23 protein-coding genes are annotated in these 23,839 nt (G+C 65.6%); 5 read left to right on the forward strand and 18 right to left on the reverse strand.

Translation table 11 applies throughout. The features are described from left to right. Positions 1-21: 21 nt before the first annotated feature. The gene (locus IOC69_RS09010) at positions 22-1,023 is read right to left on the reverse strand and encodes a carbohydrate kinase family protein (protein WP_290543212.1); all 1,002 of its coding nucleotides are present in this window, start codon (positions 1,021-1,023) and stop codon (positions 22-24) included. Continuing rightward, positions 1,020-2,009: a hypothetical protein gene (locus IOC69_RS09015; RefSeq protein WP_290543213.1), complete on the reverse strand. Its 990-nt coding sequence runs from the start codon at positions 2,007-2,009 to the stop codon at positions 1,020-1,022. The genes IOC69_RS09010 and IOC69_RS09015 overlap by 4 nt, the downstream gene beginning before the upstream one ends. A 111-nt stretch (positions 2,010-2,120) precedes the next feature. Between IOC69_RS09015 and IOC69_RS09020 the strand changes: the two genes are divergently transcribed. Further along, positions 2,121-2,825, forward strand: a complete 705-nt coding sequence (locus IOC69_RS09020; RefSeq protein ID WP_290543214.1) for an alpha/beta hydrolase — start codon at positions 2,121-2,123, stop codon at positions 2,823-2,825. 7 nt (positions 2,826-2,832) lie between these two features. Here the strand turns inward: IOC69_RS09020 and IOC69_RS09025 are convergent, their stop codons facing one another. The 4 genes from IOC69_RS09025 to IOC69_RS09040 form a co-directional block, all read right to left on the reverse strand. After that, a complete protein-coding gene (locus tag IOC69_RS09025) occupies positions 2,833-3,555 on the reverse strand; it encodes a YafY family protein (RefSeq protein WP_290543215.1) in 723 nt (240 codons plus the stop codon). 75 nt (positions 3,556-3,630) lie between these two features. Further along, complete coding sequence (locus IOC69_RS09030) at positions 3,631-4,026, reverse strand: RidA family protein (protein ID WP_290543216.1); 396 nt, start codon at positions 4,024-4,026, stop codon at positions 3,631-3,633. Between the two features lie 80 nt (positions 4,027-4,106). Continuing rightward, positions 4,107-4,937: a cytochrome c gene (locus tag IOC69_RS09035; protein WP_290543217.1), complete on the reverse strand. Its 831-nt coding sequence runs from the start codon at positions 4,935-4,937 to the stop codon at positions 4,107-4,109. Between the two features lie 87 nt (positions 4,938-5,024). After that, on the reverse strand, positions 5,025-5,492 hold the full coding sequence (locus tag IOC69_RS09040) for a cytochrome c (RefSeq protein WP_290543218.1): 468 nt from the start codon (positions 5,490-5,492) through the stop codon (positions 5,025-5,027). Between the two features lie 302 nt (positions 5,493-5,794). On the opposite strand from IOC69_RS09040, the gene IOC69_RS09045 reads away from it, so the two are divergent. After that, complete coding sequence (locus IOC69_RS09045) at positions 5,795-5,956, forward strand: hypothetical protein (protein ID WP_290543219.1); 162 nt, start codon at positions 5,795-5,797, stop codon at positions 5,954-5,956. A gap of 53 nt (positions 5,957-6,009) precedes the next feature. On the opposite strand, the gene IOC69_RS09050 is transcribed toward IOC69_RS09045, so the two are convergent. Together IOC69_RS09050 and upp are read right to left on the reverse strand one after the other, a co-directional pair. Beyond that, positions 6,010-6,465, reverse strand: a complete 456-nt coding sequence (locus IOC69_RS09050) for a response regulator (RefSeq protein ID WP_290543220.1) — start codon at positions 6,463-6,465, stop codon at positions 6,010-6,012. Between the two features lie 97 nt (positions 6,466-6,562). Beyond that, a complete protein-coding gene (gene upp, locus IOC69_RS09055; protein ID WP_290543221.1) occupies positions 6,563-7,210 on the reverse strand; it encodes a uracil phosphoribosyltransferase in 648 nt (215 codons plus the stop codon). Between the two features lie 187 nt (positions 7,211-7,397). On the opposite strand from upp, the gene IOC69_RS09060 reads away from it, so the two are divergent. Both IOC69_RS09060 and IOC69_RS09065 read left to right on the forward strand, forming a co-directional pair. Beyond that, positions 7,398-7,913 (forward strand): VOC family protein, encoded by a 516-nt coding sequence (locus tag IOC69_RS09060; RefSeq protein WP_290543222.1) that lies wholly within the window; start codon positions 7,398-7,400, stop codon positions 7,911-7,913. 131 nt (positions 7,914-8,044) lie between these two features. Then, positions 8,045-9,118, forward strand: coding sequence for an alkene reductase (locus tag IOC69_RS09065; RefSeq protein WP_290543223.1), 1,074 nt, complete (start codon positions 8,045-8,047; stop codon positions 9,116-9,118). A 146-nt stretch (positions 9,119-9,264) separates the two neighbouring features. Here the strand turns inward: IOC69_RS09065 and leuB are convergent, their stop codons facing one another. From leuB to IOC69_RS09110, 9 genes are all read right to left on the reverse strand, one after another. Next, positions 9,265-10,374: a 3-isopropylmalate dehydrogenase gene (gene leuB / locus IOC69_RS09070; protein WP_290543224.1), complete on the reverse strand. Its 1,110-nt coding sequence runs from the start codon at positions 10,372-10,374 to the stop codon at positions 9,265-9,267. Positions 10,375-10,441: 67 nt separating this feature from the next. Then, positions 10,442-10,810: a hypothetical protein gene (locus IOC69_RS09075; protein ID WP_290543225.1), complete on the reverse strand. Its 369-nt coding sequence runs from the start codon at positions 10,808-10,810 to the stop codon at positions 10,442-10,444. A 12-nt stretch (positions 10,811-10,822) separates the two neighbouring features. Beyond that, on the reverse strand, positions 10,823-11,665 hold the full coding sequence (locus tag IOC69_RS09080; protein WP_290543226.1) for a universal stress protein: 843 nt from the start codon (positions 11,663-11,665) through the stop codon (positions 10,823-10,825). A gap of 64 nt (positions 11,666-11,729) precedes the next feature. Continuing rightward, complete coding sequence (locus tag IOC69_RS09085) at positions 11,730-12,482, reverse strand: Crp/Fnr family transcriptional regulator (protein ID WP_290543227.1); 753 nt, start codon at positions 12,480-12,482, stop codon at positions 11,730-11,732. A 170-nt stretch (positions 12,483-12,652) separates the two neighbouring features. Beyond that, positions 12,653-13,963: an NAD-dependent dihydropyrimidine dehydrogenase subunit PreA gene (gene preA, locus IOC69_RS09090; protein WP_290543228.1), complete on the reverse strand. Its 1,311-nt coding sequence runs from the start codon at positions 13,961-13,963 to the stop codon at positions 12,653-12,655. 11 nt (positions 13,964-13,974) lie between these two features. Beyond that, positions 13,975-15,309: an NAD(P)-dependent oxidoreductase gene (locus IOC69_RS09095; protein WP_290543229.1), complete on the reverse strand. Its 1,335-nt coding sequence runs from the start codon at positions 15,307-15,309 to the stop codon at positions 13,975-13,977. A 629-nt stretch (positions 15,310-15,938) separates the two neighbouring features. Then, the gene (locus IOC69_RS09100) at positions 15,939-17,876 is read right to left on the reverse strand and encodes a proline/glycine betaine ABC transporter permease (protein ID WP_290543230.1); all 1,938 of its coding nucleotides are present in this window, start codon (positions 17,874-17,876) and stop codon (positions 15,939-15,941) included. Positions 17,877-17,893: 17 nt separating this feature from the next. Beyond that, on the reverse strand, positions 17,894-18,919 hold the full coding sequence (locus tag IOC69_RS09105) for an ATP-binding cassette domain-containing protein (protein ID WP_290543231.1): 1,026 nt from the start codon (positions 18,917-18,919) through the stop codon (positions 17,894-17,896). A gap of 76 nt (positions 18,920-18,995) precedes the next feature. Then, positions 18,996-19,934: an ABC transporter substrate-binding protein gene (locus tag IOC69_RS09110; RefSeq protein ID WP_290543232.1), complete on the reverse strand. Its 939-nt coding sequence runs from the start codon at positions 19,932-19,934 to the stop codon at positions 18,996-18,998. A 156-nt stretch (positions 19,935-20,090) separates the two neighbouring features. Here IOC69_RS09110 and torR point away from each other — a divergent pair, with 156 nt between their 5' ends. Continuing rightward, a complete protein-coding gene (gene torR, locus IOC69_RS09115; RefSeq protein WP_290543233.1) occupies positions 20,091-20,807 on the forward strand; it encodes a two-component system response regulator TorR in 717 nt (238 codons plus the stop codon). A gap of 69 nt (positions 20,808-20,876) precedes the next feature. On the opposite strand, the gene IOC69_RS09120 is transcribed toward torR, so the two are convergent. After that, positions 20,877-23,825, reverse strand: coding sequence for an ATP-binding protein (locus IOC69_RS09120; protein WP_290543234.1), 2,949 nt, complete (start codon positions 23,823-23,825; stop codon positions 20,877-20,879). Positions 23,826-23,839: the final 14 nt, after the last annotated feature.

Consider the following 23,839-nt stretch of genomic DNA (forward strand, 5'->3'; position numbering starts at 1 on the left):
CGGGAGAGGACGCCGCGCGCCTCACATGCTGCGCAGCCCCCTGGCCTTCGCATAGTCCAGACACTCGGCCCACGGACGAATACTCGCGCTTGTGGTTGGGGAATGGAGCGAGGTTGCGGCGGCGGCGTTGCCGAGGTCAATGCAGCGTTGCAGGGGCCAGTCCTCATGGAGGCCGAACAGCATGCCGGCATAGAAGGCGTCGCCCGCCCCGGTGGAGCCTTCGATCTCGGACCGGTCAACCTTCACCGAGGGGCGCTTGCAGACTTCGCCCGCGCGCGACACGGCCACCGCGCCATCCGGGTGGTGGATGCCGGCCAACCCGGCAACGCCCATGGCGAGCAGCCTGCGGCAGGCTTCTTCGGCAGCGTTCCATGACAGCCGCCCGCCGGGGGCCACGTCGAGGCCGGTGATGCTGGCGGCCTCATAGTCGTTCACCACGAAGACATCGGTGAGGGGCAGGCAGGGCGGCACGAGCTTCGCGAGTGTCGCGGATGGCGCGGGGCAGAGTTCGAGGCAGGTCTTCATGCCGCGCGCCTTCGCGGCCTTGAGCAGGGTGCGCCAGCCGTCGGTTTCATCGAGGTGGCGCGCTGTGCCGGGGCTGCCGAGGTAATAGAGTTTGGCGTTGCCGCCCTCCGGCGGCATGAGGTGGTCAACCGTCATAACATTGTTGCACCCCAGCTGCGCGAAGAAGGTGCGCCGCCCGGTGTCCCGGCAGGACATGACATGGGTGTGGCTCGTCACCACGCCGGCGATCGCCGTAATCTTCGACGTGTCGAGGCCATAGCCCCTGGCGCTCGCCAGCATGATCCCGCCATAGACGTCGTCACCCGCGGTGGCGAGCAGCGTGACGGGGAAGTCCGCGCCGAGCTTCAAGAGGCCAGCACCCGCATTGTGCGGCGGGCCGCCGGCCGCCATTTCCGTGCGGTCGATGAAGGCGAGCGTCTCTTCCGTCGGCCAGCGGTCGATCAGGTGCACGATGTCGAGCACCACGATGCCCGCCAGCACGATGCCGCGCCTCGTCACTTCCCGCAGCCCTCGAGCGCGGGCTCGGTGATCTTCAGGTCGTCTTCCAGCGAACGCTTGGGGCCAAGCCCCTTCTTGGCGAGGATGGCGTGATAATGCTTCACCGCCTGCTCCGGCGTCACCTCGGATTCGAGCACCGGGCGGAACAGCGCCACGAGGTCAAGCGGGCTTTCGGCCAGATTGATCTTGCGGCCGAACAGCGCGACCCTTGCGCCCGCCTTCTCGCCCTGGCTGAGAAGTTCGAAGCAGTCGCGCGTGGTGCCCGCAGATCCGCCGAGGATGCCGATGACGAGGCCTGGATCATGGCTTGCCAGTTCTTCCATCGCCTTCCTGCCGTTGAACGGCATCTTGAGGAACAGCGGGCGTTCCACCTTCGCCATGCCGGCCAGCACGCGCATGATCATATCGTTGACGAAGAAGGGCATCTGCTCGGCGCTCAAGTTCTGCGGCGCGTTGGGATTGAAGATTTCGAGGAAGTGGCGGAACCTGTGCTTCACCGCGTCCTGGCGGAACTCGCGGTAATGGGCGACTGCCTCGAGATCGCGCTCGAGGATGTTGTTGAAGGTCACCGAATAGAGGCCGAGGTCACAGAACTTTGACACGTAAGGGAGGTTGGCGGTGCGCCAGGGCCGTGACGGCTCCTTGGCATAGTTGCCGGCGCGCGGGTGCCAGATGTCGGTCGTGTCATTGGCGCGGATGGCCGGGGTGACGTGCGATTTCTCGAACAGTCCTTCCGCGATCAGCGGCTCCATATTGGAGACGGCCCCCAGCATAACGTCCATCTGCTTCTGGCGGACGATGTCGCGGATGGTCTGGCGGAACTCCGGGATGGAGCGGTGCTTGCCGGACTGATCGAGATAATCATGCGCGCCCGTGCCTTTGACGCCGAAGGCATAGTCCGGGTCCTTGGCGTCGGCGAGGATGAAATCCTTTGGCTTGTATTTGCCGGCGGCCATGGTCTTTAACTTCTTGTCGAGGGATTTCACGGGTCCATCCTCCAGCTTGTTGTTTGGCTGGACCTTCTACCAGCCCTCACGACGCGGACAACGGCAATTTGGGGCTTTTCAGGCGGGTCCGGACGTTGCAGGATGGAAGCCATGACAAATCTGGTGATGATCCCCGCCTTCGGCTGCGACGAGCGGCTTTATGCCGGCATCGCGCCGCTGCTCCCGTCCAACGTCCTGAGCTCCACGGTGATCGCCGATGGCGTCGACTTCGCCGCCTGCGTCGAGCAGGTGCTGGCCCGGGCGCCGGAAAGATTTGTGTTGCTGGGCACTTCCTTTGGCGGAAGGGTGGCGCTGGAGGCCACGCTTGCCGCACCCGATCGCGTGCAGGGTCTCATCGTCACCGGCGCCAGTGCAGGCCCCGTGGCGGACCGGCGGGCGGGGTTTCGACGGTCGGAACGGCTGCGTGCCGGCGAGGCGCAGCAGGTGACGGAGGAGATGGCCGACATGATCGCCCACATGGAAGGCCCCAACGGCTCCGCCACGCGGCAAGCTTTCATCGACATGTGCGCCACTCTGGGCCCCGACGCGATGACCCGCCAGTCCGACGCGCTGGCCCACCGCGCCGATCTCTATCCCCGGCTTGACGAAATCGCCTGCCCGGCGCTGATGCTTTGGGGCGTTCATGACAAGTTTTCGGCGGCGGCGGAGGGCCTGCGCATGTCCGCCGCCATCCCCAAGGGCCGCTATGTGGAGCTCGCGGACTGCGGCCACTTCCCCACACTCGAATACCCGGACGAGACAGCGGCGGCGATCGGCCACTGGATGGAGGACATGGGGCTCTCGCCCAGGCTGTAACGGCTCATCATCCGTTGTGACGGGCGGGCGGCGGTGCGAAGGAACGTGCCATCGCGGGCTCGCAGCGCTCCTTCTCCAGGAAGGCTTGCAGGCTTTTGGCCAGGTCGGCGTCGAACTTCTCCGGCGTGATGTCGAGCCGCGCGATGCGGTCGAAGCGGAAGGTCCGGAAGTCCTGGCGCAATTCGCACCAGGCCGTGAACATCCACCCTGACACCAGATGCCACACCGCCACCGGGCGCACGCGCCGGAGCGTCAGACGTTCGGCGGCATCGGCATAGAGAAGCTCGACGATCCGCCGCTCGCGCATGGCGGTGCGGATCAGCCTGGCATGTGCCGGACCCCCGGAGGTGCGGGGAAACGCGAAATAGGGCGCATCCGCCAGCTTGCGGGTTTCGGGTTGCGGCAGTCCGGCCTGCAGCTTGGCGCGAACTTCCTGAGCGGCGGCGGCGAGCGCCGGGTCATCGAGGCTCTCCACGAAGGCAAGCCCGATGGCCAGCGCATCGACCTGCTCATGGGTGAAGGTGGTGCTGGGCAGGTCGAAGCCGGGCCGCAGCAGATAGCCCACCCCGGCCTCGCCCTCGATGGGCAGGCCCGAGGCCTGCAGATGGGCGATATCGCGATAGACGGTGCGGACGCTCACCTCGAAATGCTTTGCAAGGTCCTCTGCGCGGGTGACGCGGCGGGTTCGCAGCTCATTCACCAGTCTGAACAGTCGTTCGGCGCGGCGCATTGGTTTCAACTGCTGTAATGCCTCCGCCGGACAGGCCCGGCGGAGGTTGCGGCAGAATAGTCGATCCGGGCGGCGTCAGTCCACGGCCGAGGCATCGAGCTCCACCAGCAGCGTGGGTATAGCCAGCCGCGAAACACCGAGCAGCGTCATCGGCGGAGCAACGCCGCAGGCCCCTAATCTTGCGGCGATGACGTCCCAATTCTGAAGGGTGGCGTCGACATCCACCGTATAGATCGTGAGCTTCTTGAGATTGCCGAGCCCCATGCCCGCAGCAGCCAGCACCGCCTCGAGGTTGGCCAGCGCCAGTTCGAGCTGGCCACGCATGTCGCCGGGGTGCTGGGGGTTGCCATCGGCATCGACTGCGGTCTGCCCGGAAAACACCAGTTCGCGCCGCGCCCCTTCGAGCATCAGCCCCTGGCTATAACCGTATTTCAGCGACCAGGACCACGGGTTGACGTCAGTTCTCTGCATCTGTTGCCTCCATTGGTGAGATGACGGAGGCGACTTTGCGCCAGGGCTCCTGACAGCGTTGTGGCAGGAATGATGGCAGCCTACTTCAGACCCGCTATATAGTCAGCAATGGCCTGGATGTCGCTTTCGGGCAGCATCGAGATGTTGCGCTGGACCTGGCCCATGCCGCCGGAGGCAAGCTTGTCATAGCCCATGGCTCCGCCATATTGCAGCGCCGAGGCGAGGTCGGCGGCGTCGGTGTAGCGGCCGCGTTCGATGAGGCCGCGCAGGCTGGGCACGCGGCCCTTGCCTTCCGGGTGCGGGCCGCCCTGAAAGGCGCGCGACCGGTCAAGCGCCATGAAGATGTCGCGCGGCGTGTGGCATTCCTGGCAGTGGCCGGGACCGTTGACGAGATAGGAGCCGCGGTTCCAGCTTTCCGGCTGCGTGGGGTCGGGCGTCCAGGGCGTGGTGTCGAGCCCCACCCACTTCCACAAGCCCACGCCGCGGCGGATGAGCGGCAGCGCGGCGATATCGGCCTCGCGCTCCGGCGATGTCACCGGCGGCAAGGACGCGAGATAGGCGCGGATATCCAGCACGTCCTCCGGCTTCATGTGGGCATAGGACGTGTAGGGCAGCGCCGGGATCAGGTGCCCGCCCTCCGGCGAGATGCCGCGCATCACGGCATTGAGGAACTCAAGGTCCGTCCATTTGCCGATGCCGGTTTCGCGGTCAGGCGTCAGGTTCAGCGGGTAGAGCGTGCCGATGGGCGTGTGAAGGGGGGCCCCGCCGGCGGGCACATCGGCCGCCACGTCCTTCAGGTCAGGCCCCGGCTGGTGGCAGGAGATGCAGCCCGCCGCATGGTAGAGGCGCTCGCCATTGGCGATGTCCGCCGTGTGCTGGGGAACATCCGCTGCGGTGAGCGGGCGGGGCATGCTGAGCAGCCAGAAGGCAGAAAGCCCCAGCACTGCGAGCAGTGCCAGGGCGACCAGGGTGTTTCTGACGCCGCGCCGCACGGGTGGCTAGTCAGCCTGCCGGAACGACTCGTGGCAGGTGCCGCAGGATTTGCCGAGCGCCGGGAAGGCGGCCTTGAAGGAGGCCTCGTCGGTGGCGGCCAGCACGGCGGCCTCGGCCGTCATGTAGGCCTTGCCCGCGGCTTCGAAGCCCGCGGCATCGGACCAGACCTCGGCCTTCGCCTCGGTCTTCGCGGCCTTGCCGGCGGGGGTGCCGGGCTTGGTGTCCTCGCCCCACCAGTCTGCCCAGCCGGCGCAGGCCTTCTGCGATTCGGCGATGGCCGCGTCGATCGACGCCTTGTCATAGGGCTTCTGGCCCTTGATGACGGGGATCATCACCTTCATCATTCCGGCATTGGCCTTCATGCAGGCCTGGCGGGCCTCGATCGCGGCCTTGGCGTCGGCCATGGCGACCGGGGAAAGGCCGATGGCGAGGGCCGCCGCCGTGAATAGTCCCAACGAAATCTTCAACACCATGAGCGCTGATCCTCCATCTGCTTGGTCCGCCGATATTACGCGCAGGACCGCTCCCTATGCCATAAAAATCAGGAGGCTCCTGACTGCAATCCCCGGCGCATGTTCCGTTCAGGCGGAATCGCCTGAACGAAGGCTCAAGCATGATCTTATCGCAAAACTGGTTCCACGTTTGCGGATCATGCTCCAAGGCCTTGTTAACGCTGCCGCAAAACCGCCCGGATCGGGCCCCGCAGGCGCCATCGGGGCGCGTGAAGCTGATCTCGGCGGTATCTTTAGGCTCACATTAAGACCGTGGACCGAGAATGCGCGCAAGCGAGGAAGGCAAGATGGGCAAGATGCAGGATCAAGAGAGCCAGCAACCGGCGCAAACCCCGGGCCGCAGGCGCAAAAGCGTGCTGAGCCCGGAACTGCGCGAGGTGCTTCACATGCTGAAGTCGCTGGAGACGAAGCCCGCCCAGGGCTGAGATTTCGGGCGGCAGATCCGGAAAAGGGCGGGTTTACCCCGCCCTTTCGCGCGTCAGTCTCCGGCCCTGATGCGCGCGAGCGCCGCCTTCACCGCCTGGTGCAGCTCGTTGCGGTTGGCGGGCTTGGGCAGTGCGATGTCAAAGGTGTCGCGCCATTCGCCCGTGCGGACCGAATCGGCGAGAAAGGCCGACAGCGCCATCAGCGGCGTGGCGGCAACGGGGCCACCCATCCGGCGGATCGAGCGCGCGGCGGTGATGCCGTCCATGATCGGCATCTCGATGTCGAGCACGATCACGTCGAAGGCGTTCTCGGAAGCGCTCCTCACCGCCTCCTCGCCGTGGATCACGGCTTCCACGTCACAGCCCATGGCCTTCAGCATGGCGGCGGTGACGATGCGCACGGCGTCGGAATCCTCGGCCAGCAGGAGGCGCGGACGTCCGCCGTGCCGCGCCTCAAGCTTCAGCGACTTTTTCTCCGGGCCCGCCAAAACAACCGCCGGCTCTGCCATAATTCCCACTGACCTCATCCCACAGCCCGGAACGCTACCCGGCCAATGGTTTTCAATTGGTGAGGCGGCGGCGCTGTCGGGGGCCATGGTAAACGGATTACTTGGTGCCAAACATGCGGTCGCCCGCGTCGCCCAGTCCCGGCACGATATAGCCGTGGTCGTTGAGGTGGCTGTCCACGGCGGCGGTATAGATTGGCACGTCCGGGTGCTCCTCGCTCACCCGCTTCACACCCTCGGGCGCTGCCAGCAGGCAGACGAGGCGCACGTCCTTCGCTCCCGCCTCCTTCAGCCTGGCGATGGCATAGGCGGTGGAATTGCCGGTGGCCAGCATCGGGTCCACCACAATCACCGGGCGCTCGCCGATGTCGGAGGGAACCTTGAAGTAGTATTCGACGGGCTTCAGCGTGACCGGGTCCCGGTAAAGCCCGATATGGCCGATGCGCGCCGAGGGCAGCAGGTCCAGCATGCCTTCGAGAAGGCCATTGCCGGCGCGCAGGATGGAGACGATCACCAGCTTCTTACCCTTGAGGAAGGGCGCGTCCATCCCGGCCACGGGCGTCTCGATTTTCTGGGTGGTCATCGGCAGGTCGCGCGTGACCTCATAGGCCAGAAGAAGGCTGATCTCCCGCAACAGCTGGCGGAACACGGCAGACGGCGTGTTCTTGTCGCGCATCAGCGAGAGCTTGTGGAGCACGAGCGGGTGATCGACCACGACGAGTGTCCGGGGGTGCTCGGTTTCGGCCATGGCGTCTCTCCTGTCCTGTCGGCGAGGGTTCCGTTTTGGGGCAAGGGGGACCCGGTTTTCAAGCACGCCCGGAACTCATCCACGGTTTTGCTGGACGAAAGCTGGGGGTGTCGAAAGCTGGGGGTTGCGCCGGGACCGGGGCTTACCTATATCCGTAACGTCCAGAGTTACAGAAAAGGAAGCACCCATGTCCGCTGTCCCCACCTCTGCCCCGATCCCGGCCGGCGCGCGCATCGGCCATGTTCACCTCAAGGTGTCCGACCTCCAGCGCGCCCTTGACTTCTATTGCGGCGTGCTCGGTTTCGAGCTGCAGCAGATGTATGGCGAGCAGGCGGCCTTCGTTTCCGCCGGCGGCTATCACCACCACATTGGCCTCAACACGTGGGAGAGTGCCGGCGGCCAGCCGCCGCCGCCCGGAACCACGGGCCTTTATCACGTCGCCATCCTCTACCCCACCCGCGCCGATCTTGCCGGCGCGCTGAAGCGCCTGGCCGCCAACCATGTGCAGCTTGACGGCGCGGCGGATCATGGCGTGTCGGAAGCGCTCTACCTTCATGACCCTGACATGAACGGCGTCGAACTCTACTGGGACAAGCCGGAAGCCGATTGGCCGCGCAACGCGGAGGGTGGCATCGCGATGACCACCCAGCGCCTTGACCTCGACGGCCTCCTCAACACCAGGCGTGAGATGGAGGGCGCATGATCGTCCGCCCCGCAGCGGCCGTCTTCAGGCCTTCCGCAAGACCGGCCGTTCTCACGCCACGAGCCGCCTGACAAGCGGCTCTGCAACCGATCCCGACGAAGACAACCTCACTCGCATCAGAAAGGAACTCAATGTCCATCCTCTATTCTCCCGCCACCCTTGGCCCGCTCACCCTTCAGAACCACCTGGTCATGGCGCCGATGACCCGCAACCGCGCCACCGGCAATGTGCCCAACGAGCTGATGGCCGACTATTACCGCCAGCGCGCCTCGGCGGGCCTCATCGTCACCGAGGGCACCTCGCCCTCGCCCAACGGGCTCGGCTATCCGCGCATTCCCGGCATCTTCAGCCCGGAGCAGGTCGACGGCTGGCGCAAGATCGCCACCGCCGTCCACGCGGAGGGCGCGAAGATCTTCGTTCAGCTGATGCACGCCGGCCGCATCGGCCATCCGCTCAACCTTCCCGCCGGCACCCGCGTGCTCGGCCCTTCCGCCATTGCCGCGGCGGGCGAGATCTATACCGATGCCGAAGGCATGAAGCCCCATCCGGCGCCCGAGCCGATGTCGGAATCCGACATCGGGACCGCCATCGCCGAATTCGCCAGTGCCGCGCGCAATGCCGTGGAGGCCGGCTGTGACGGCGTCGAACTTCATGCCGCCAACGGCTACCTGCTTGAGCAGTTCATCCGCCCCACCTCTAACCGGCGCACCGACCGTTACGGCGGCTCGATCGAGAACCGGGCGCGCTTCGTGATCGAGGTCGCGGAAGCCGCGGTCGCCGCCATCGGCGCGGGCAAGGTCGGCATCCGTCTCTCGCCCCATGGCGTCTTCAACGACATGCCCGACTATCCGGAGATGGCCGCCGACTATGCCTATCTGGCGGAGAGGATCAACCAGCTGGGCCTCGTCTATGTGCACCTGGTCGACCATTCGCCCATGGGAGCGCCTCCCGTTCCGGCCACGATCAAGCAGACCGTCCGCAAGCTCTTCGAGGGCGCCATGATCCTGTCGGGAGGCTATGACGCCGCGCGCGCCGAAAAGGACCTCGAAGACAAGGCTTGCGACCTCATCGCCGTGGGCCGTCCCTTCCTCGCGAACCCCGATCTCGTGGCGCGGTGGACGTCGGGAGCGGCGCTCAACGACATCGACTTCAACACCTTCTATACGCCGGGTCCCAAGGGCTACACGGACTATCCGCGGCTGTAGCGCATGTTCCGATGAGGCGAGTCCAACCGATCGGAACATGCTTCGGAAAAACTGCGAGTGAATCCGGGCACTGCCCCGCAAAAGCAACTCGACACTCAAAACAGCCACTCGCCCGCTGAAGCGGGCGAGGGCGAGAGAAGGAAACCTCAGGCCAGCTTCTTCAGCTCGTCCAGAATGGCAGCACCCATTTGGGCGGTCGTCGCATTGGCGGGCTGATTGCCGGCGATGTCCTTTGTCCGGATGCCCCGGGCCAGCACTGCGGCGATGGCCCGGTCCAGCTTGTCGGCCCAGCCGCCAAGGCCCAGCGAATAGCGCAGCGCCATGCCGAAACTGGCGATCATGGCGATGGGGTTGGCAGACCCCGTGCCCGCGATGTCGGGGGCCGAGCCGTGCACCGGCTCGTAGAGCGACTTCCGCCGCCCCGTCCCCGCATCGGGAGCGCCGAGCGAGGCGGACGGCAGCATGCCGAGCGAGCCCGTGAGCATCGCCGCCACGTCGGACAGCACGTCGCCGAAGAGATTGTCGGTGACGATCACATCGTACTGCTTCGGCCAGCGCACGAGCTGCATGGCGCAATTGTCAGCCAGCACGTGTTCAAGCTGCACGGAAGGATATTCCGCGGCATGGATGCGGGTGACGGTCTCGTTCCACAGCACACCCGTCTTCATCACGTTGCGCTTCTCGGCGGAGGACACCTTGTTGCGCCGCGTCCTGGCAAGATCGAAGGCGGCGCGGGCGATGCGCTCGATCTCGTAAGTCTCGTAGACCTGCGTGTCGATGCCGCGCTTCTGGCCGTTGCCGAGGTCGGTGATGGTCTTGGGCTCGCCGAAATAGACGCCGCCCGTCAGTTCACGGACGATCAGGATGTCCAGGCCCTCGACCACCTCGCGCTTGAGGGAAGAGGCGTCGGCCAGGGCCGGATAGCAGATCGCCGGGCGCAGGTTGGCGAAGAGGCCAAGCTCCTTGCGCAGGCGGAGAAGGCCCGCCTCGGGGCGCGCCTCGTATGGAACCTTGTCCCACTTCGGGCCGCCGACGGCGCCGAACAGCACGGCGTCGGAGGCCATGGCCTTGGCCATATCGGCTTCGGAGATGGCCTGGCCATGGGCGTCATAGGCGGAGCCGCCGACAAGACCGCGGTCAACTTCGAATTTGGCGATACCCTGCGCATTGAACCAGGCGATGATCGCCTCGACTTCCTTCATCACCTCCGGGCCGATGCCGTCGCCCGGAAGCAGAAACAGATTGTAGCCCGCCATGGCAAAACGCCCCGATTATGAAAAATCGGGGCGATGGGTAGCCGCTCGGGCTGACCGAAGCAAGTGCCTATGGGACGGGTTCAACCCTCACCACGCGGAACGTGCGCAAATCCTCCTCCTCGCGGATGGAGACATATTCGCCCAGCTTGAAGGCGTGGTCGCCGAAGCGGTAGCCGGCCTCATCGTCTTCCTCGTCGGAGGCGATGTCATAATGGAAGGCCCAGCTGCCGCCGCCCTTGCGGATCAGGTGGCCGATGTCGTCCGCCTCGCCCGGGCGGAAGCGCACCACGCGGCAATTCTCGCGGCGCTTGCGCCATTCGGCGGGGTCGATCTTGCCGTTGCCGTCCAGCGGCGCCGCGAACTCATAGCCGATGGCATGGGAGCCCTCGGGATGACCGTGGTCGCGGGCCAGTTCGAGACGGATCTTGGTCAGCATTCCATTCTCTCCTCAGTGAGACATCAGTACGGGGCAGACCAGGCGGTCCAGCACGAAGCGCGTGGCGCCGCCGAAGATGAACTCGGCGAGGCGGCTGTGGCCATAGGCGCCCATCACGATGAGGCCCGCGCCCGCATCCTCGGCGCAGCGCATCAAGGCCTGGCCCTCGTCCAGGCCGTCGGTCGGGTAGCCCTGCGCCTCCGCCTTCACGCCGTGGCGGGCCAGGGCCTCGGCGAGGTCGACACCGGCGGCGCTGCCGCGCAGGCTCGGGTCCTTCTGCGGGTCGATGCGCACCACGCGCACCCTGGCCGCCTTCTTCAACAGCGGCAACGCGTCAAAGGCGGCGCGCGCCGCTTCCCGCCCGCCATCCCAGCCGACGACGACGTCATTGAAAGAGATATCCGCCTTGCCCTTGTAAGGCAGCACGATCGCCGGCCGGCCCAGTGCCATCACCGTCTGCTCGACGAAATCGCGCTCGACGCCGGTGACCTCGTCCGGATCGGAGGCGGAGAGGATAACGAGGTCGGCCACGCGGCCCGAGGCCACAACCTCGTCGGAGATCACGGGCGTGCGGGCATCGACCAGATGGAAATCATGCGGCACCCCCTCGCGCTGCATTGCCGCCTCGAAAACCTGCTTCACGCGCCCGGCATTGTCCTTGAAATAGCTGCGGTTGCCTTCGAACACCTGGGGCGCGGCCTCGAAGCCCACCGATGGATAGACCTGCACGGCGGGAACCACATAAAGGCCCGAGACATGGGCACCCGTCTCACGCGCCAGGGCCACGGCGGCAGCGACCAGTTGGGAGAGGCGGCCCACTTCATTGAGGGAGACCAGGATCGTCTTGTAGCTCATCGCTTCATCCTCCGGTTTACATGTGGATTATGCGGAGGAGCCTGCCCCCGGTCCTTGACGCGGATCAATGCCGGTGATGGTCCAGTCCGGCAGCCTGCGCAAGACGGTCGAGGTCCGGAACCATGATGAGGCGGTTGGTGCTGAGGCGCACGACGTTGGACGTCTTGAGGCGGGTCAGCTGGCGGCTCACCGTTTCGATGGTGAGGCCAAGGTAATCCGCCATGTCGGAGCGGGTGAGCGGAAGCTCGAAGGCCGCCGCACCGGGATTGGCCTTGCGCAGGCAGCCGGTCAGCAGGCTGCGGCGGGCAAGCATGTGGAGGAAGCTTGCCACTTTCTCCTCCGCTGTCTTGCGGCCGAGAAGAAGCATCCAGTCGCGCGCCGCGTCGAGTTCGTCGAGCGTGTGCTGGAACAGGCGCTGCTGCAAGCCGGGATATTCGCCGACGAGGCGCTCGAAGGCGGCATGAGGGAAGGTGCAGATCTCGACGTCGGTGGCCGCTTCCGCCGTATACGGATTGTTCTTGGAATAGGCGCGGCCGAGGAAATCGGGCGCGAACAGCAGGCCCACGATCTGCTGGCGGCCGTCGTGCAGGGTCTTGGTCAGCTTCACGGCGCCGGAAATCACATTGGCGAAAAAGTCGGCCGACTCCTCGTCCGAGATGATGGTCTGACCCGCGCGCAATTTCTTACGGTGCGCGATCTGCGCCAGCTTCTTCACCTGCACGTCATCCATCACGCCGCACACAGCCTGATGCCTGACCTCGCAGTGGTCACACCGCTGCATCACGTCGGGTAGCGTGCCGATGGGAGTCCCGTGCATAAATTGAGGTTAGCCTGACTCAGGGTCGGCGGCAAGCGCATGTTCCGATCAGATGGAAACACCTGATCGGCAAGCATGCGCCAGATCATATGCTGGATCATGCTGTGGACCAGCGGGCCTCGATTTCCGGTATTCCCGTGAACCGCGCCCCGCGTTCAAGTCTCTGCCGGCTATTCCGCGGCCTTCAGCGCCGTGGGATTGTTCGGATGGGTCGTCCAGTTGGCATAATCCGGGTTGATCTTGCGGCCGGTGCGCGGGTCAACCCCTTCGGTCTGCCGCACCATGGTGATGCAGTTGTCCACCGGGCAGACTTCCACGCACAGATTGCAGGCCACGCATTCGGCGTCATTCACCTCGAAGTGCCGTTTGCCGTCCTTTTCCTTGAAGATGGCCTGGTGCGAGGTGTCCTCGCAGGCGGCGTAACAGCGGCCGCACTTGATGCAGAGGTCCTGGTCGATATGGGCTTTGGTCACATAGTTCAGGTTGAGGTACTGCCAGTCCGTGACATTGGGAACGGCCCTGCCGCGGAAGTCCTCGACCGTGGCATATCCCTTCTCGTCCATCCAGCGGGCAAGGCCGGTCTTCATCTCTTCCACGATGCGGAAGCCATAGGTCATGGCCGCGGTGCACACCTGAACCGTGCCCGCCGACATGGCGATGAACTCCGCCGCATCGCGCCAGGTGGTCACACCACCGATGGCGGAGATGGGAAGCCCGCGCGTTTCGGCATCGCGCGCGATCTCCGCCACCATGTTGAGCGCGATCGGCTTCACCGCGGGTCCGCAATAGCCGCCATGGCTGCCCTTGCCGTCGATCGTCGGCATGGGCGCGAAATTGTCGAGGTCGACCGATACGATGGAGGAGATGGTATTGATGAGGGAGACGGCGTCCGCGCCCCCCTTCCTGGCGGCGCGCGCCGGATAACGGATGTCCGTGATGTTGGGGGTGAGCTTCACGATCACCGGCATGCGCGAATACTGTTTGCACCAGCGGGTGACCATTTCGATGTATTCCGGCACCTGGCCCACGGCGGACCCCATGCCGCGCTCGCTCATGCCATGCGGGCAGCCGAAGTTGAGCTCGATGCCGTCGCAGCCCGTCTCCTCGACCTTGGGCAGGATGGCCTTCCAGCTTTCCTCCGTACACGGAACCATGATGGAGACGATCATGGCGCGGTCCGGCCACTCGCGCTTCACCTTCTTGATTTCCTGGAGGTTCACCTCCAGCGGCCGGTCGGTGATGAGCTCGATGTTGTTGAGGCCCAGGAGCCTGCGGTCTGCCCCATGGATCGCGCCATAGCGCGGGCCCGAGACGTTGACGATGGGCGGGCCTTCCTCGCCCAGAGTCTTCCAGACCACTCCCCCCCAGCCCGCCTTGAAGGCGCGCACCACATTGTATTCCTTGTCGGTCGGCGGCGCCGAGGCCAGCCAGAACGGGTTGGGAGACTTGATGCCGATGAAATTCGAGCGAAGGTCAGCCATGGCTTTTTCCGTTACGCCTTGAGGAAGAGGTTGATCGATTCAGCGGCACGGCGGCCGTCGTCGACGGAGGCAACCGTCAGGTCCAGTCCGCCCGCCACGCAATCGCCGCCGGCCCAGATGCCCGGCACACTCGTGCGCCTCTCGTCATCGACCTTGATGCGCCCGCCCTCGAGCGCCAGCGCGGCCCCCGTAACGTCGATGTGGCTCTGGCCGATGGCGCGGAAGATCATGTCGGCGGCAAGGTCGAAGATTTCGCCCGTGCCCGTGAGCCTGCCGTTGACCTCGGCTGTGTATTCGCAGGCGAGGCCGGCCGCCTTGCCGTCCTTGACGATCACGGCTTTCGGCATCGCCCAGTGCTTGATCCGCACACCGCGCGTCTGCGCCACTTCCTGTTCATAGGCGCTGGCCTTCATCTGCGCGGGGCCGCGGCGATAGACGATGGTCACGTCCTCCGCACCCAGCAGCTTCGACTGCACGGCCACGTCGATGGCCGTCATGCCGCCGCCGATGACGACCACGCGGCGCCCTACCGGCAACTTGGAGAGATCGGTGGCCTGGCGCAGCTCCGCGATGTAATCGACGGCGTCTTCCACGCCGGCCACATCGTCATTGGCGGCCCCGAGCGCATTCACGCCCTGCAGGCCGATGCCGAGGAATACCGCGTCATGGTCCTTTTTCAGATCGTCGAGGCTCAAGCCCTTGCCCAGCGCCTTGCCATGCTGGACTGTGATGCCGCCGATGCCGAGAATGAAGTCCACTTCCTTCCGCGCGAAATCATCCGTGCTCTTGTAGGCAGCGATGCCATATTCATTGAGGCCGCCGGATTTCTCCCGCGCTTCGAAAACCGTGACTTCATGGCCGTGCATCGCGAGGCGATGGGCGCAAGCGAGCCCCGCGGGGCCCGCGCCGACGACCGCCACCTTCTTGCCGGTGGGCTTGGCACGGCTATAGGGATGGCCGCCCTCGGCCATCAGTGTGTCGGTGGCATAGCGCTGGAGCAGGCCGATCTTGACCGGCTTTCCCTCCGCCTCCTCGCGCACGCAGGCTTCCTCACACAGTGTTTCGGTGGGGCACACACGCGCGCACATGCCGCCCAGGATATTCTGGTCGAAGATCGTCCTGGCGGCACTCTTGGCGTGTCCCGTCTGGATCTGGCGGATGAACATGGGGATGTCGATCGACGTGGGGCAGGCCACCTGGCAGGGCGCGTCATGGCAAAAATAGCAGCGGTCCGACTCGACGAGCGCCTCATGCGCGTCGAGCGGGGGGTGAATGTCCGCGAAATTGAGTGCGTAATCGGAATGGGCCAACCGCCCGCCCGAAATTCCGGGCTTCACATCCGCCATGGTCGCTCTCTCCCGAACCTAAACGTTCTTGGTGTTAGGGGAGGATGACAGCATTTGTTCAACTGGTCAAATTTCGAGTGCGGCCGGGCCGCCTATGGAGCATGTTCCGGGAAGGCGATTCCACCTGATCGGAACATGCGCTGTGTAAATGGACATGAGGGGCGGCTGAGCCAAGCTTTCCCCGGCTTTCTTGCTCGGCAGTGTCCCCTGACGTGGTGTATGAGGCCGCGCGCGGAACCCCGGCGTAGCGCAACGTCGACGGCAAGTGTGACTTTCCCATCCGCGCTCCCAACTCGCTCCGGAATGAGGGCCGCGACACCAAGAGAAACGCCCCGGCCCAAGACAGAGGAACCCGGCAACGACCGCACCCCTGCCAGATCCCCGGCATGGCCACGGTTCCGATTGGCACGAGACGCGCGTCCGGCTTCGGCGCCGCATTGAGACGACCGCTGAAGGAAATGCCCCGCGTCAGCGCTGCCATGCCGGTGCAGGAGCCGGGCCGCGCCACGGGTCAGCGGGTGGCGGGCCAATGCCCGACCGGCGCCTGCAGCACGCAACGGGCGCGGATCGAAACTCCGCGCGGACAGACCGGCTGCGCCGGCGCCAGCTTTCGCCCGCCCGTTGCGGCATTATGCCAAGCCGAGCTGGCGCTTGCGCTGCATCGCCCAGGCGCCGATAAGCCGGTCCGCCGTGATACCGATGAAGGCGATGCCGAGGCCGGCGATAAGGCCGCGTCCGGTATCCGCGCCTGGCAGCGCCTTGTAGATTTCCTGGCCCAGATCGCGCGAGCCGATGAGCGCGGTGATGGCCACCATGGCCAGCGCCATCATGATGGTCTGGTTGATGCCGAGCAGGATTTCCGGGAAGGCGATGGGAAGCTCCACCTTGCGCAGACGCTGCCAGTTCGTGGCGCCCGAGGCGACGGCTGCCTCCATGGTGGCGGCGGGCACGCGCAGCAGGCCAAGGTAGGTGAAGCGAATTGCCGGCACCGTCGCATAGGCCAGCATGGCGATGACATTGGAAACATCGCTTGTCTGGAACAGCATGATGACGGGGATCAGATAGATGAAGCTCGGGAAGGTTTGCAGTGTGTCGCAGACGCCGCGCGTGACATGCGCGGCACGCGGGCTGTGCGCCGCCCAGATGCCGATGGGAATGCCGATCAGCACGCAGAGAATGGTGGCGCCGGTGACGAGATAAATCGTCAGCATCAGCGGTTCCCAGAACCCCGCGAGCATCAGGAAGCCGAAGAGGCAGACAGGCAGCAGCGCCAGCCGCCAGCCAGAGAGGTGATAGCCGATGGCGGCGAGCACGCCAAGCATCACCGGCCAGGGCAGCCAGAGATAGAAACTGCGGAGCGGCAGCATGAGCCAGACGGTGAGCCAATCACGCAGCGGCTTTATGTAGGGAAAGAGCTCCTTCGACACCCAGCGGACAGCGCTGTTGATCGGTCCGCCGTAGGAGAGCGTCAACTCCCTGGGCGGCACGGCGAAGGCTTGAAGAAAGGCTGCCGCGGCGCCGGAGGTTGCCAGGAGCAGCAGGAAAAGCGACAAGTGCGGATGGCGGGCGATGAAGCCGGTCCTGGTTGCCTGATGCTCCGGCGCCTTGCGAATATAGGCCTGTGTCAGCCGGTCGAGCACAATGGCGATGAGGGTAATGGCGACCCCCTGCTCCACCGCCTTTCCGATCTGCAGCTGCTGCAGCGAGAACAGGAGTTTCTGCCCCAGCCCCGAGGCCCCCACAAGCGAGGCGATGACCACCATGGCCAGCGTCTGCATGACCACCTGGTTGAGACCCAGCATAAGTGTTTTCTCGGCGGCGGGAATTTCGACCTTCCACAAGAGCTGGCCCGGCGTGCAACCAGCCATTCGGCCCGCCTCGATGACGTCCTGCGGCACGGTGCGGAGCCCCAGGATGGTGCAGCGGGCCATGGGCGGCAGGGCGAAGCCAAAAGTTGCCAGCATGGCCGGCACCTGGCCGAAGCCAAAGAGGATGACGACCGGGCCGAGATAGGCCATGTGCGGGGTGGCCTGCATCACGTCGAACACCGAGTTGAGCACGCGCTCGACGCGCGCATTGCGCGTGGCCCACAGGCCGAGGCCAAGACCGAACGCCGCGGCGAGCGGCACGGTGACAAGCACGATGGAGAGCGTCTGCATCGCGTCCTGCCACAGGCCGAAGATGGCGAGGTAGAAGACCGAGAGGCCACAGAAGATGGCAAGCCCGCGCCCCCCCGCCCAGTGGCCAAGAATGGCCGTGCCGCCGACAATGGCGACCCAGGGGAGCGGCAGCAGGTTCAGCGCCGGAAAGCCGCGGAACAAGAGCGCCTCGGAGAGCCATAGCGGCCAGGACAGGAGCCATGACAAGCCGCGCGTCACCGGCTTGGCCGCCGCAGAGAACCACACGAAGGCCTGTGTCACCCAGTCACGGAACGGGATGGCCCATTCGACGGGCCAGCGCTGCAGCGGCGGCCATGTCCAGGCCGCGGCACAGCCAAGGAGGATGATCGCGACCACCACCGAGGCCAGCGACAGCCGCGGCGCAGGCACAATCTGCGGTGCGGCCATGGCCTGACCACCGCCATTCATGGGCGCTCTTCCGGATAGAGCGCCCGGATCATCGCGGGGCGGTCGATGGCGCCAATGGAGCGGCCCTCGGCATCGATCACCGCAATCGGCTTCTCCGAAGCGAGCACGATGGCGGCCGCCTCGCCGATCTTGGCGGAGGCGAGGATGTTGACGCCGTTGAGCGGGGCGGGCACCGGCGAGGCGATGGAGCCCACGGTGAGAACCCTGTCACGCGGAGCGTTGCGCGTGAACTCGCGCACATAATCATCGGCGGGCGAGGAGACCATGACTTCGGGCGTCGCCAGCTGAACGAGACGCCCGTCCTTCATGATGCCGATCCGGTCGCCGAGCCTGATGGCCTCGTCGAAATCATGGGTGATGAACACGATCGTCTTGCGCAGAAGTTTCTGCAGTCTCAGGAACTCGTCCTGCATCTCGCGGCGGATCAGTGGATCGAGCGCCGAGAAAGGCTCGTCGAGGAACCACACGTCCGGCCCCACCGCGAGCGAGCGGGCGATGCCCACGCGCTGCTGTTGCCCGCCCGAGAGCTCCCGCGGGAAATAATTCTCGCGGCCTTCGAGGCCGACAAGCCGGATCATCTCGCGGGCGCGCGCGTCGCGCTCCTCGCGCGTGGCGCCGCGCACCTCGAGCGGGAAGGCGACATTGGAGAGAACCGTGCGGTGCGGCAGCAGGCCAAAGTGCTGGAACACCATGCCCATCTTGTGGCGGCGGATGTCGATCAGCTCGGCGGGCGAGGCCTTGAGCAGATCCCTGCCCTCGAAAATGATTTCGCCGACCGTGGGATCATTGAGACGCGTTATGGCGCGGATCAGCGTCGACTTGCCGGAGCCTGAGAGGCCCATGACGATGAGTATCTCGCCGGGATAGACGTCGAAGGACACATCGCGCACCGCGCCGATGTGGCGTCCGGCGGCGAAATTCTCGGAGGTTGGCGCATGGCCATGGCGCGCCAGGAAGCCTGCGGGGTCGGAGCCGAACACCTTCCACAGGTGACGGCAGGAAATCTTGGGCTGCTCCGTCATGATCGGCCAGTCCGCCGTGTGGCTGAGGAAACGCGGGGCACATGCGCGCCCCGCGTCCCCCCGATTGAGGTGAACGTCACTGCAGCCAGGACTTAACCGTGTCCTGGTTGGCCTCGATCCACTTCTTGGCGGCGTCCTCCGGCGTCAGGCCTTCGACATCGACCAGAGCGGCGGCAGCGGCGATCTGCGGGTTGGTGAAGCTCACCTTTTTCAGGATGGCGGCGGCCTTGGGCCACTTCTGGTCAAGCTCCTTGGAGCCGACCTTCTTCAGATAGCCGCTGGCCGGCGCGCCGCAATCATAGACAGCGTCTGGGTTCTGACCCCACTTGGGGTCGGTGAGGCAGGCGGGATCGTATTTGGGGAACTCGACGAAATGGCCGTCGAACTTCGCCTCGATGAAGTTGGGCGTCCAGTTGAAGAGAACGATCGGCTCCTTGCGGTCATAGGCCGCCTGCAGTTCGGCCCACAAGGTTGCGGCCTGGCCCACCGGCACTTCCTGGAAGTTCATGTTCAGCGCCTGGATGCGCTCCGAATAATGCTTGCCCCAGTCGGCCGGCGGACCAACGAAACGGCCCTTGGAACCCGTGTCGGCAGTGGCCAGCTTGGCGGCGCAGGCATCAAGCGCCTTCCAGTCCGGCAGGCCCGGACACATCTCGTTCATGTAGGAAGGGTACCACCAATCCTCGCGGGTGACAGCCTGATGCGCGCCGTAATCGACCGCACCCGACTTCAGCGACTTGTCAAAGGACTCGGCCATCGAGCCTTCCCAGACCTCGACTTGGAAATCCATGTCACCAGCCGCGATGGCGGTGAACTGCAGCTGCGTGTCCGAGGGCTTGTACTCGACCTTGTCGCCCGCCGACTCGAGCACTTGACCGATGACGTTGGAGAGCACCACCTGGCTCGTCCAGTTGTTGGTTACGATCTTGATCGGATCGCTCGAATCCTCCGCGAAAGCGCTGCCGGACACCAGACTCAGGGCCCCGAGACCGGCAATCATCCTAACATATTTCATGCGTTCCTCCGTTTATGTTCCGCCGGCAGATCTCCGTTGCCAGCGCTGCGCTTCACTGTCGTGCGCCAGTCAGGACCATATCGGGGGGCTGTAAAGCCGTTGGTGGAAATTGGTTAAAGATATAGCGGGACTTGTAAAATCTTGTAAAAACACCCCATGAAGCCCTCCCCAGCCCATATCCTGATTGTCGAGGACGATCCCGTAACGCGCGCCAAGCTCGCGGCTTATTTCAAGGCCGAGGGTTACCGTGTCAGCGAGGCGGAGGACGGCGAGGCGATGCGCGACATCCTGGCCGCCGACCCCGCCGACCTGCTGATGATCGACATCCAGCTTCCTGGCGAGGACGGGCTCAAGCTGACGCGGGAACTGCGCGCCCAGTCCGAGATGGGCATCATCCTCGTGACCGGGCGGAGCGATGCGGTGGACCGCATTGTGGGCCTTGAGATCGGCGCTGACGACTACGTAACCAAGCCCTTTGAGCAGCGCGAACTGCGGGCGCGGGTGAAGAACCTGCTGCGCCGGGTGCGTGGCGGCGGCGGCGCGGGCGCCGCACCCAAGAAGCGGCAGTTCCAGGGCTGGGTCTTCGACCTCGCCAGCCGCACACTGAGCAGTGCCGAGGGCAAGTTCGTCGATCTGACGCGCGCCGAATTCAAGGCGCTGGCGCTGCTCACCGCGCATACCGGCCAGGTGCTGTCACGCGACCGCCTGCTGCACGAGATCGCCCACCGCGACTGGGATCCCTCCGACCGCACCGTCGACGTGGTGATCCGCCGCCTGCGCAAGAAGCTGGGCGATAACGCCAGCCATCCGCGCCTGATCGTCACGTCACACGGAGAGGGCTATCTCTTCGCGGTTCCGCTCGACAGGACCTAGGGTATTATGCGAGCAAGTGGAATCGCTTGCGATGCGAGAGATGCTCAAGATGCAAGAGTTGGCGCAACTTCACGCCCCCACGTGCGACTGCACTTGAGGGCCCGTTGCGCCAGGGACCTCCTCCACCGCAGCGAGGCGCCGGTCCGCTTCCGCCAGTGTTGCCGCGATGAGATCGCCGAGGGATTCTACCGGCTTCCGGCAGTCGCCGGTGTCGCCACGTCTGGCCGCCATCTCAATGGCGGCAAAGAGCCGCTGCGGCCCAATGAAGTCCGCGGCCGACGCGGCGCTGAACCCGGCATGCGCAACTGCCGCGAGCCGCGCGGAATCGCCGGTTGCAAGTGCAACCTGCAGCTCTGCCAGCCGTTCCGGCAGCGTCTTCGCGGCGATCGCCACGATCCGGCGCATCTGCTCAGGCCCAAGTGACGCGAGATCGGCCTGCCAGGCGGCATCGTCGATTGCCGGTGCCGCAGCGGGAGCGCCCACCGCCTGCGCGATGGCTGCGGCCAGCGCTGCCGGCGCCAGCGGCTTCGCCACATAGGAGTCCATGCCCGAGGCGAGATAAGTTTCCACTTCCTGCGCAAAGACATGCGCCGACATGGCGATGAAGCGGATGGGCGATGGCACCAGCGCCTCGCGAATGAGGCGGGCCGCCGACAAGCCATCGAGGCCGGGAAGGCTGATGTCCATCAGCACGATGTCAGGTTTCAGTTCCTGCGCCAGAGCGAGGGCCTCGTAGCCATCGCGCGCCGCGCGGCTGCGGTGCCCCAGCGCCGAGATGAAATGCACCGCCACCTCGCGCGTTGCCTCGTCATCCTCGACGACGAGGATCGCGTGACTTGCAGCCGGCATCAAGGCGCCTTCACGCGTGGTCGTGGCGGCCGGCGCGCTGGCCTCGTCGAGCACCAGCGCCAGGGTGAAGGTGCTGCCCCGCCCCGGCCCGGATTCGACTTCGAGCGTTCCGCCCAAGGCCTCCGCCAGCCCGCGTGAAATCGACAGGCCGAGACCCGTGCCGCCATAGCGGCGGGTGATCGAACTGTCGGTCTGGGTGAAGGATTCGAAAATGCTCTGGCGCTTCGCCTCGGGGATGCCGATCCCCGTGTCGGTGACGGAGATGGCAAGCTGCTTGCGCCTTTCGCCGGCAGGACCGGCAGTTGCGCGCAGGCCGACCTTGCCGCTCGGCGTGAACTTGATGGCATTGCTGACGAGGTTGAACATAATCTGCCTGATCTTCCCGGCGTCGCCCTCGAACCATGCCGCAATCCCCGGCTCCATCGCAAGTTCGAGCGAAAGCCCCTTCTCCTCCGCTGAAGGCCGCATCAACGAGACAATGCCGGCGAGAGTCTCGTCAAGCCGGAAAACCACCGGGTCGATGGCGATCTTGCCCGACTCGATCTTGGAATAATCGAGGATACTGTTCAGGATGCCGAGCAGCGCCTCGCCGGAGGCGGAGGCCGTCGCCAGGCGGCGCCCCTGCTCTGGGCTGGGCTGGCCGTCCTGCAGCAGGCGCAGCATGCCGAGCATGCCCGTCATGGGCGTCCGGATCTCGTGGCTCATGGTGGCGAGGAAATCGGACTTGGCGCGGCTGGCGCGCTCGGCGGCCTCGCGCGCGGCGGCATGGCTCTTCACCTCATGCTCGAGTTGCGCGGTGCGCTCGGCCACAAGCTCGCGCAGCTCCTCCCGGTGGCGGCGCAGTTCCTCATTGGTGCGCTCGCGCTCGGCTTCCAGCGCGCTGCGCTGACGCGACACATCGCGGAAGGCGGTGACGGCCCCGGCGAGGTCCTTCAGCTCATGGGTTCCACCCTGCGTCACGTCGACGGCGAGGTCGCCGCTGGTGAGCCGCCGCATCGCCTGTGCCAGCTCCTGCAGCCGGCGCACCACGCCGCGTTCCACATAGAGCCACACGATCAGCCCCGAGATCAGCACGGCAATCGCCGTGGTGACGAGCAGCGCGAGGAGACCCGCCGAAACCGCGCGGTCGGCCTGGCCCGAGGAGGCGAGCGCAAAGCCCCGCGCATTGCTCACCACGGTCTGCGCCACATCAGTGAGTTTGCCCGAGAGCAGACGATTACTCTCGGCGACCTGGTCCAGTTCCTCGCCGATGACAATGAGGCGCAGCCGGTCCTCGAACAGGCTGGAATTCACCCTCATCTCGCCCACCGCGGAGCGCAGCGCCAGGAGCTGCTCTTCCGCCTGGTACCGGCGGATGGGATCGTCGATGCCGGACACGCGGCGCATGACGATGCGGAGATTGGCGGCAAACTCGCCGGACAGCGCCAGCACCTCGTCACGCGCCGCCGCGCGCGACAGGCGGTTGGTCAGCAGCGCCAGCTGCGAGGCGCGCAGGCGCAGTTCCCACATCCGGTCGAGGAGGTAGATGTCCTGCTCGATCAGCCGGTCGAGCGCGTCATAGGCCAGGGCGCGCCTGCCTTCGCTGTCAATCAAACCATAGAGACCCGCCACCACGGCGGAGGCGCCAGCGGAGGCATTGGACACCAGCGTCTCGGAGAGGTCGACGAGGTTGGTCGCGGCGGCCAGCGTGCTCTCCGCCCGCCGGTCGAAGTTGTGCGTAAGCCGCAGCCTGGTGGTCACCAGCCGGTTCTGCTCGTCAAGGTTCGCAATGAGCTTTTCGGCATTGCTCGAAAGCTGGCTCAGCAGCGGATAATCGAGTTTCGAGAGGGCCGCATCGGCCAGATCGCGCCGGATGTCGGCGGCCAATGCATCGATCTCCGCTGCATGCCGCGCCCGCGCCGCATCGTCAGGCGAGGCGGCCAGCGACTGGCCTGCGGCGAGAATGCGGGTGGTGGCATCGCTCGTGGCCTGCGCGGCGGCTACCGCCGGCAACGCCTCCCCGGTGATGCGCGACTGGGCCTTGGAAATGTCCCGCAGGATCCACCAGCCCGCCACACCCGACGACAGCGACAGCGCTGCGATGCCGAGGAATGCGACGAACAGCCGCCCGCCGATGCCAAGCCGCGAAAACAGTTTGCCCCTCCCTGCCCTGGCCTTGCCCGCCGCCATGAGGCTTGCCCTCC

This window comes from Aestuariivirga sp., from assembly GCF_020252405.1.
Taxonomy (GTDB): Bacteria; Pseudomonadota; Alphaproteobacteria; order Rhizobiales; family Aestuariivirgaceae; genus Aestuariivirga.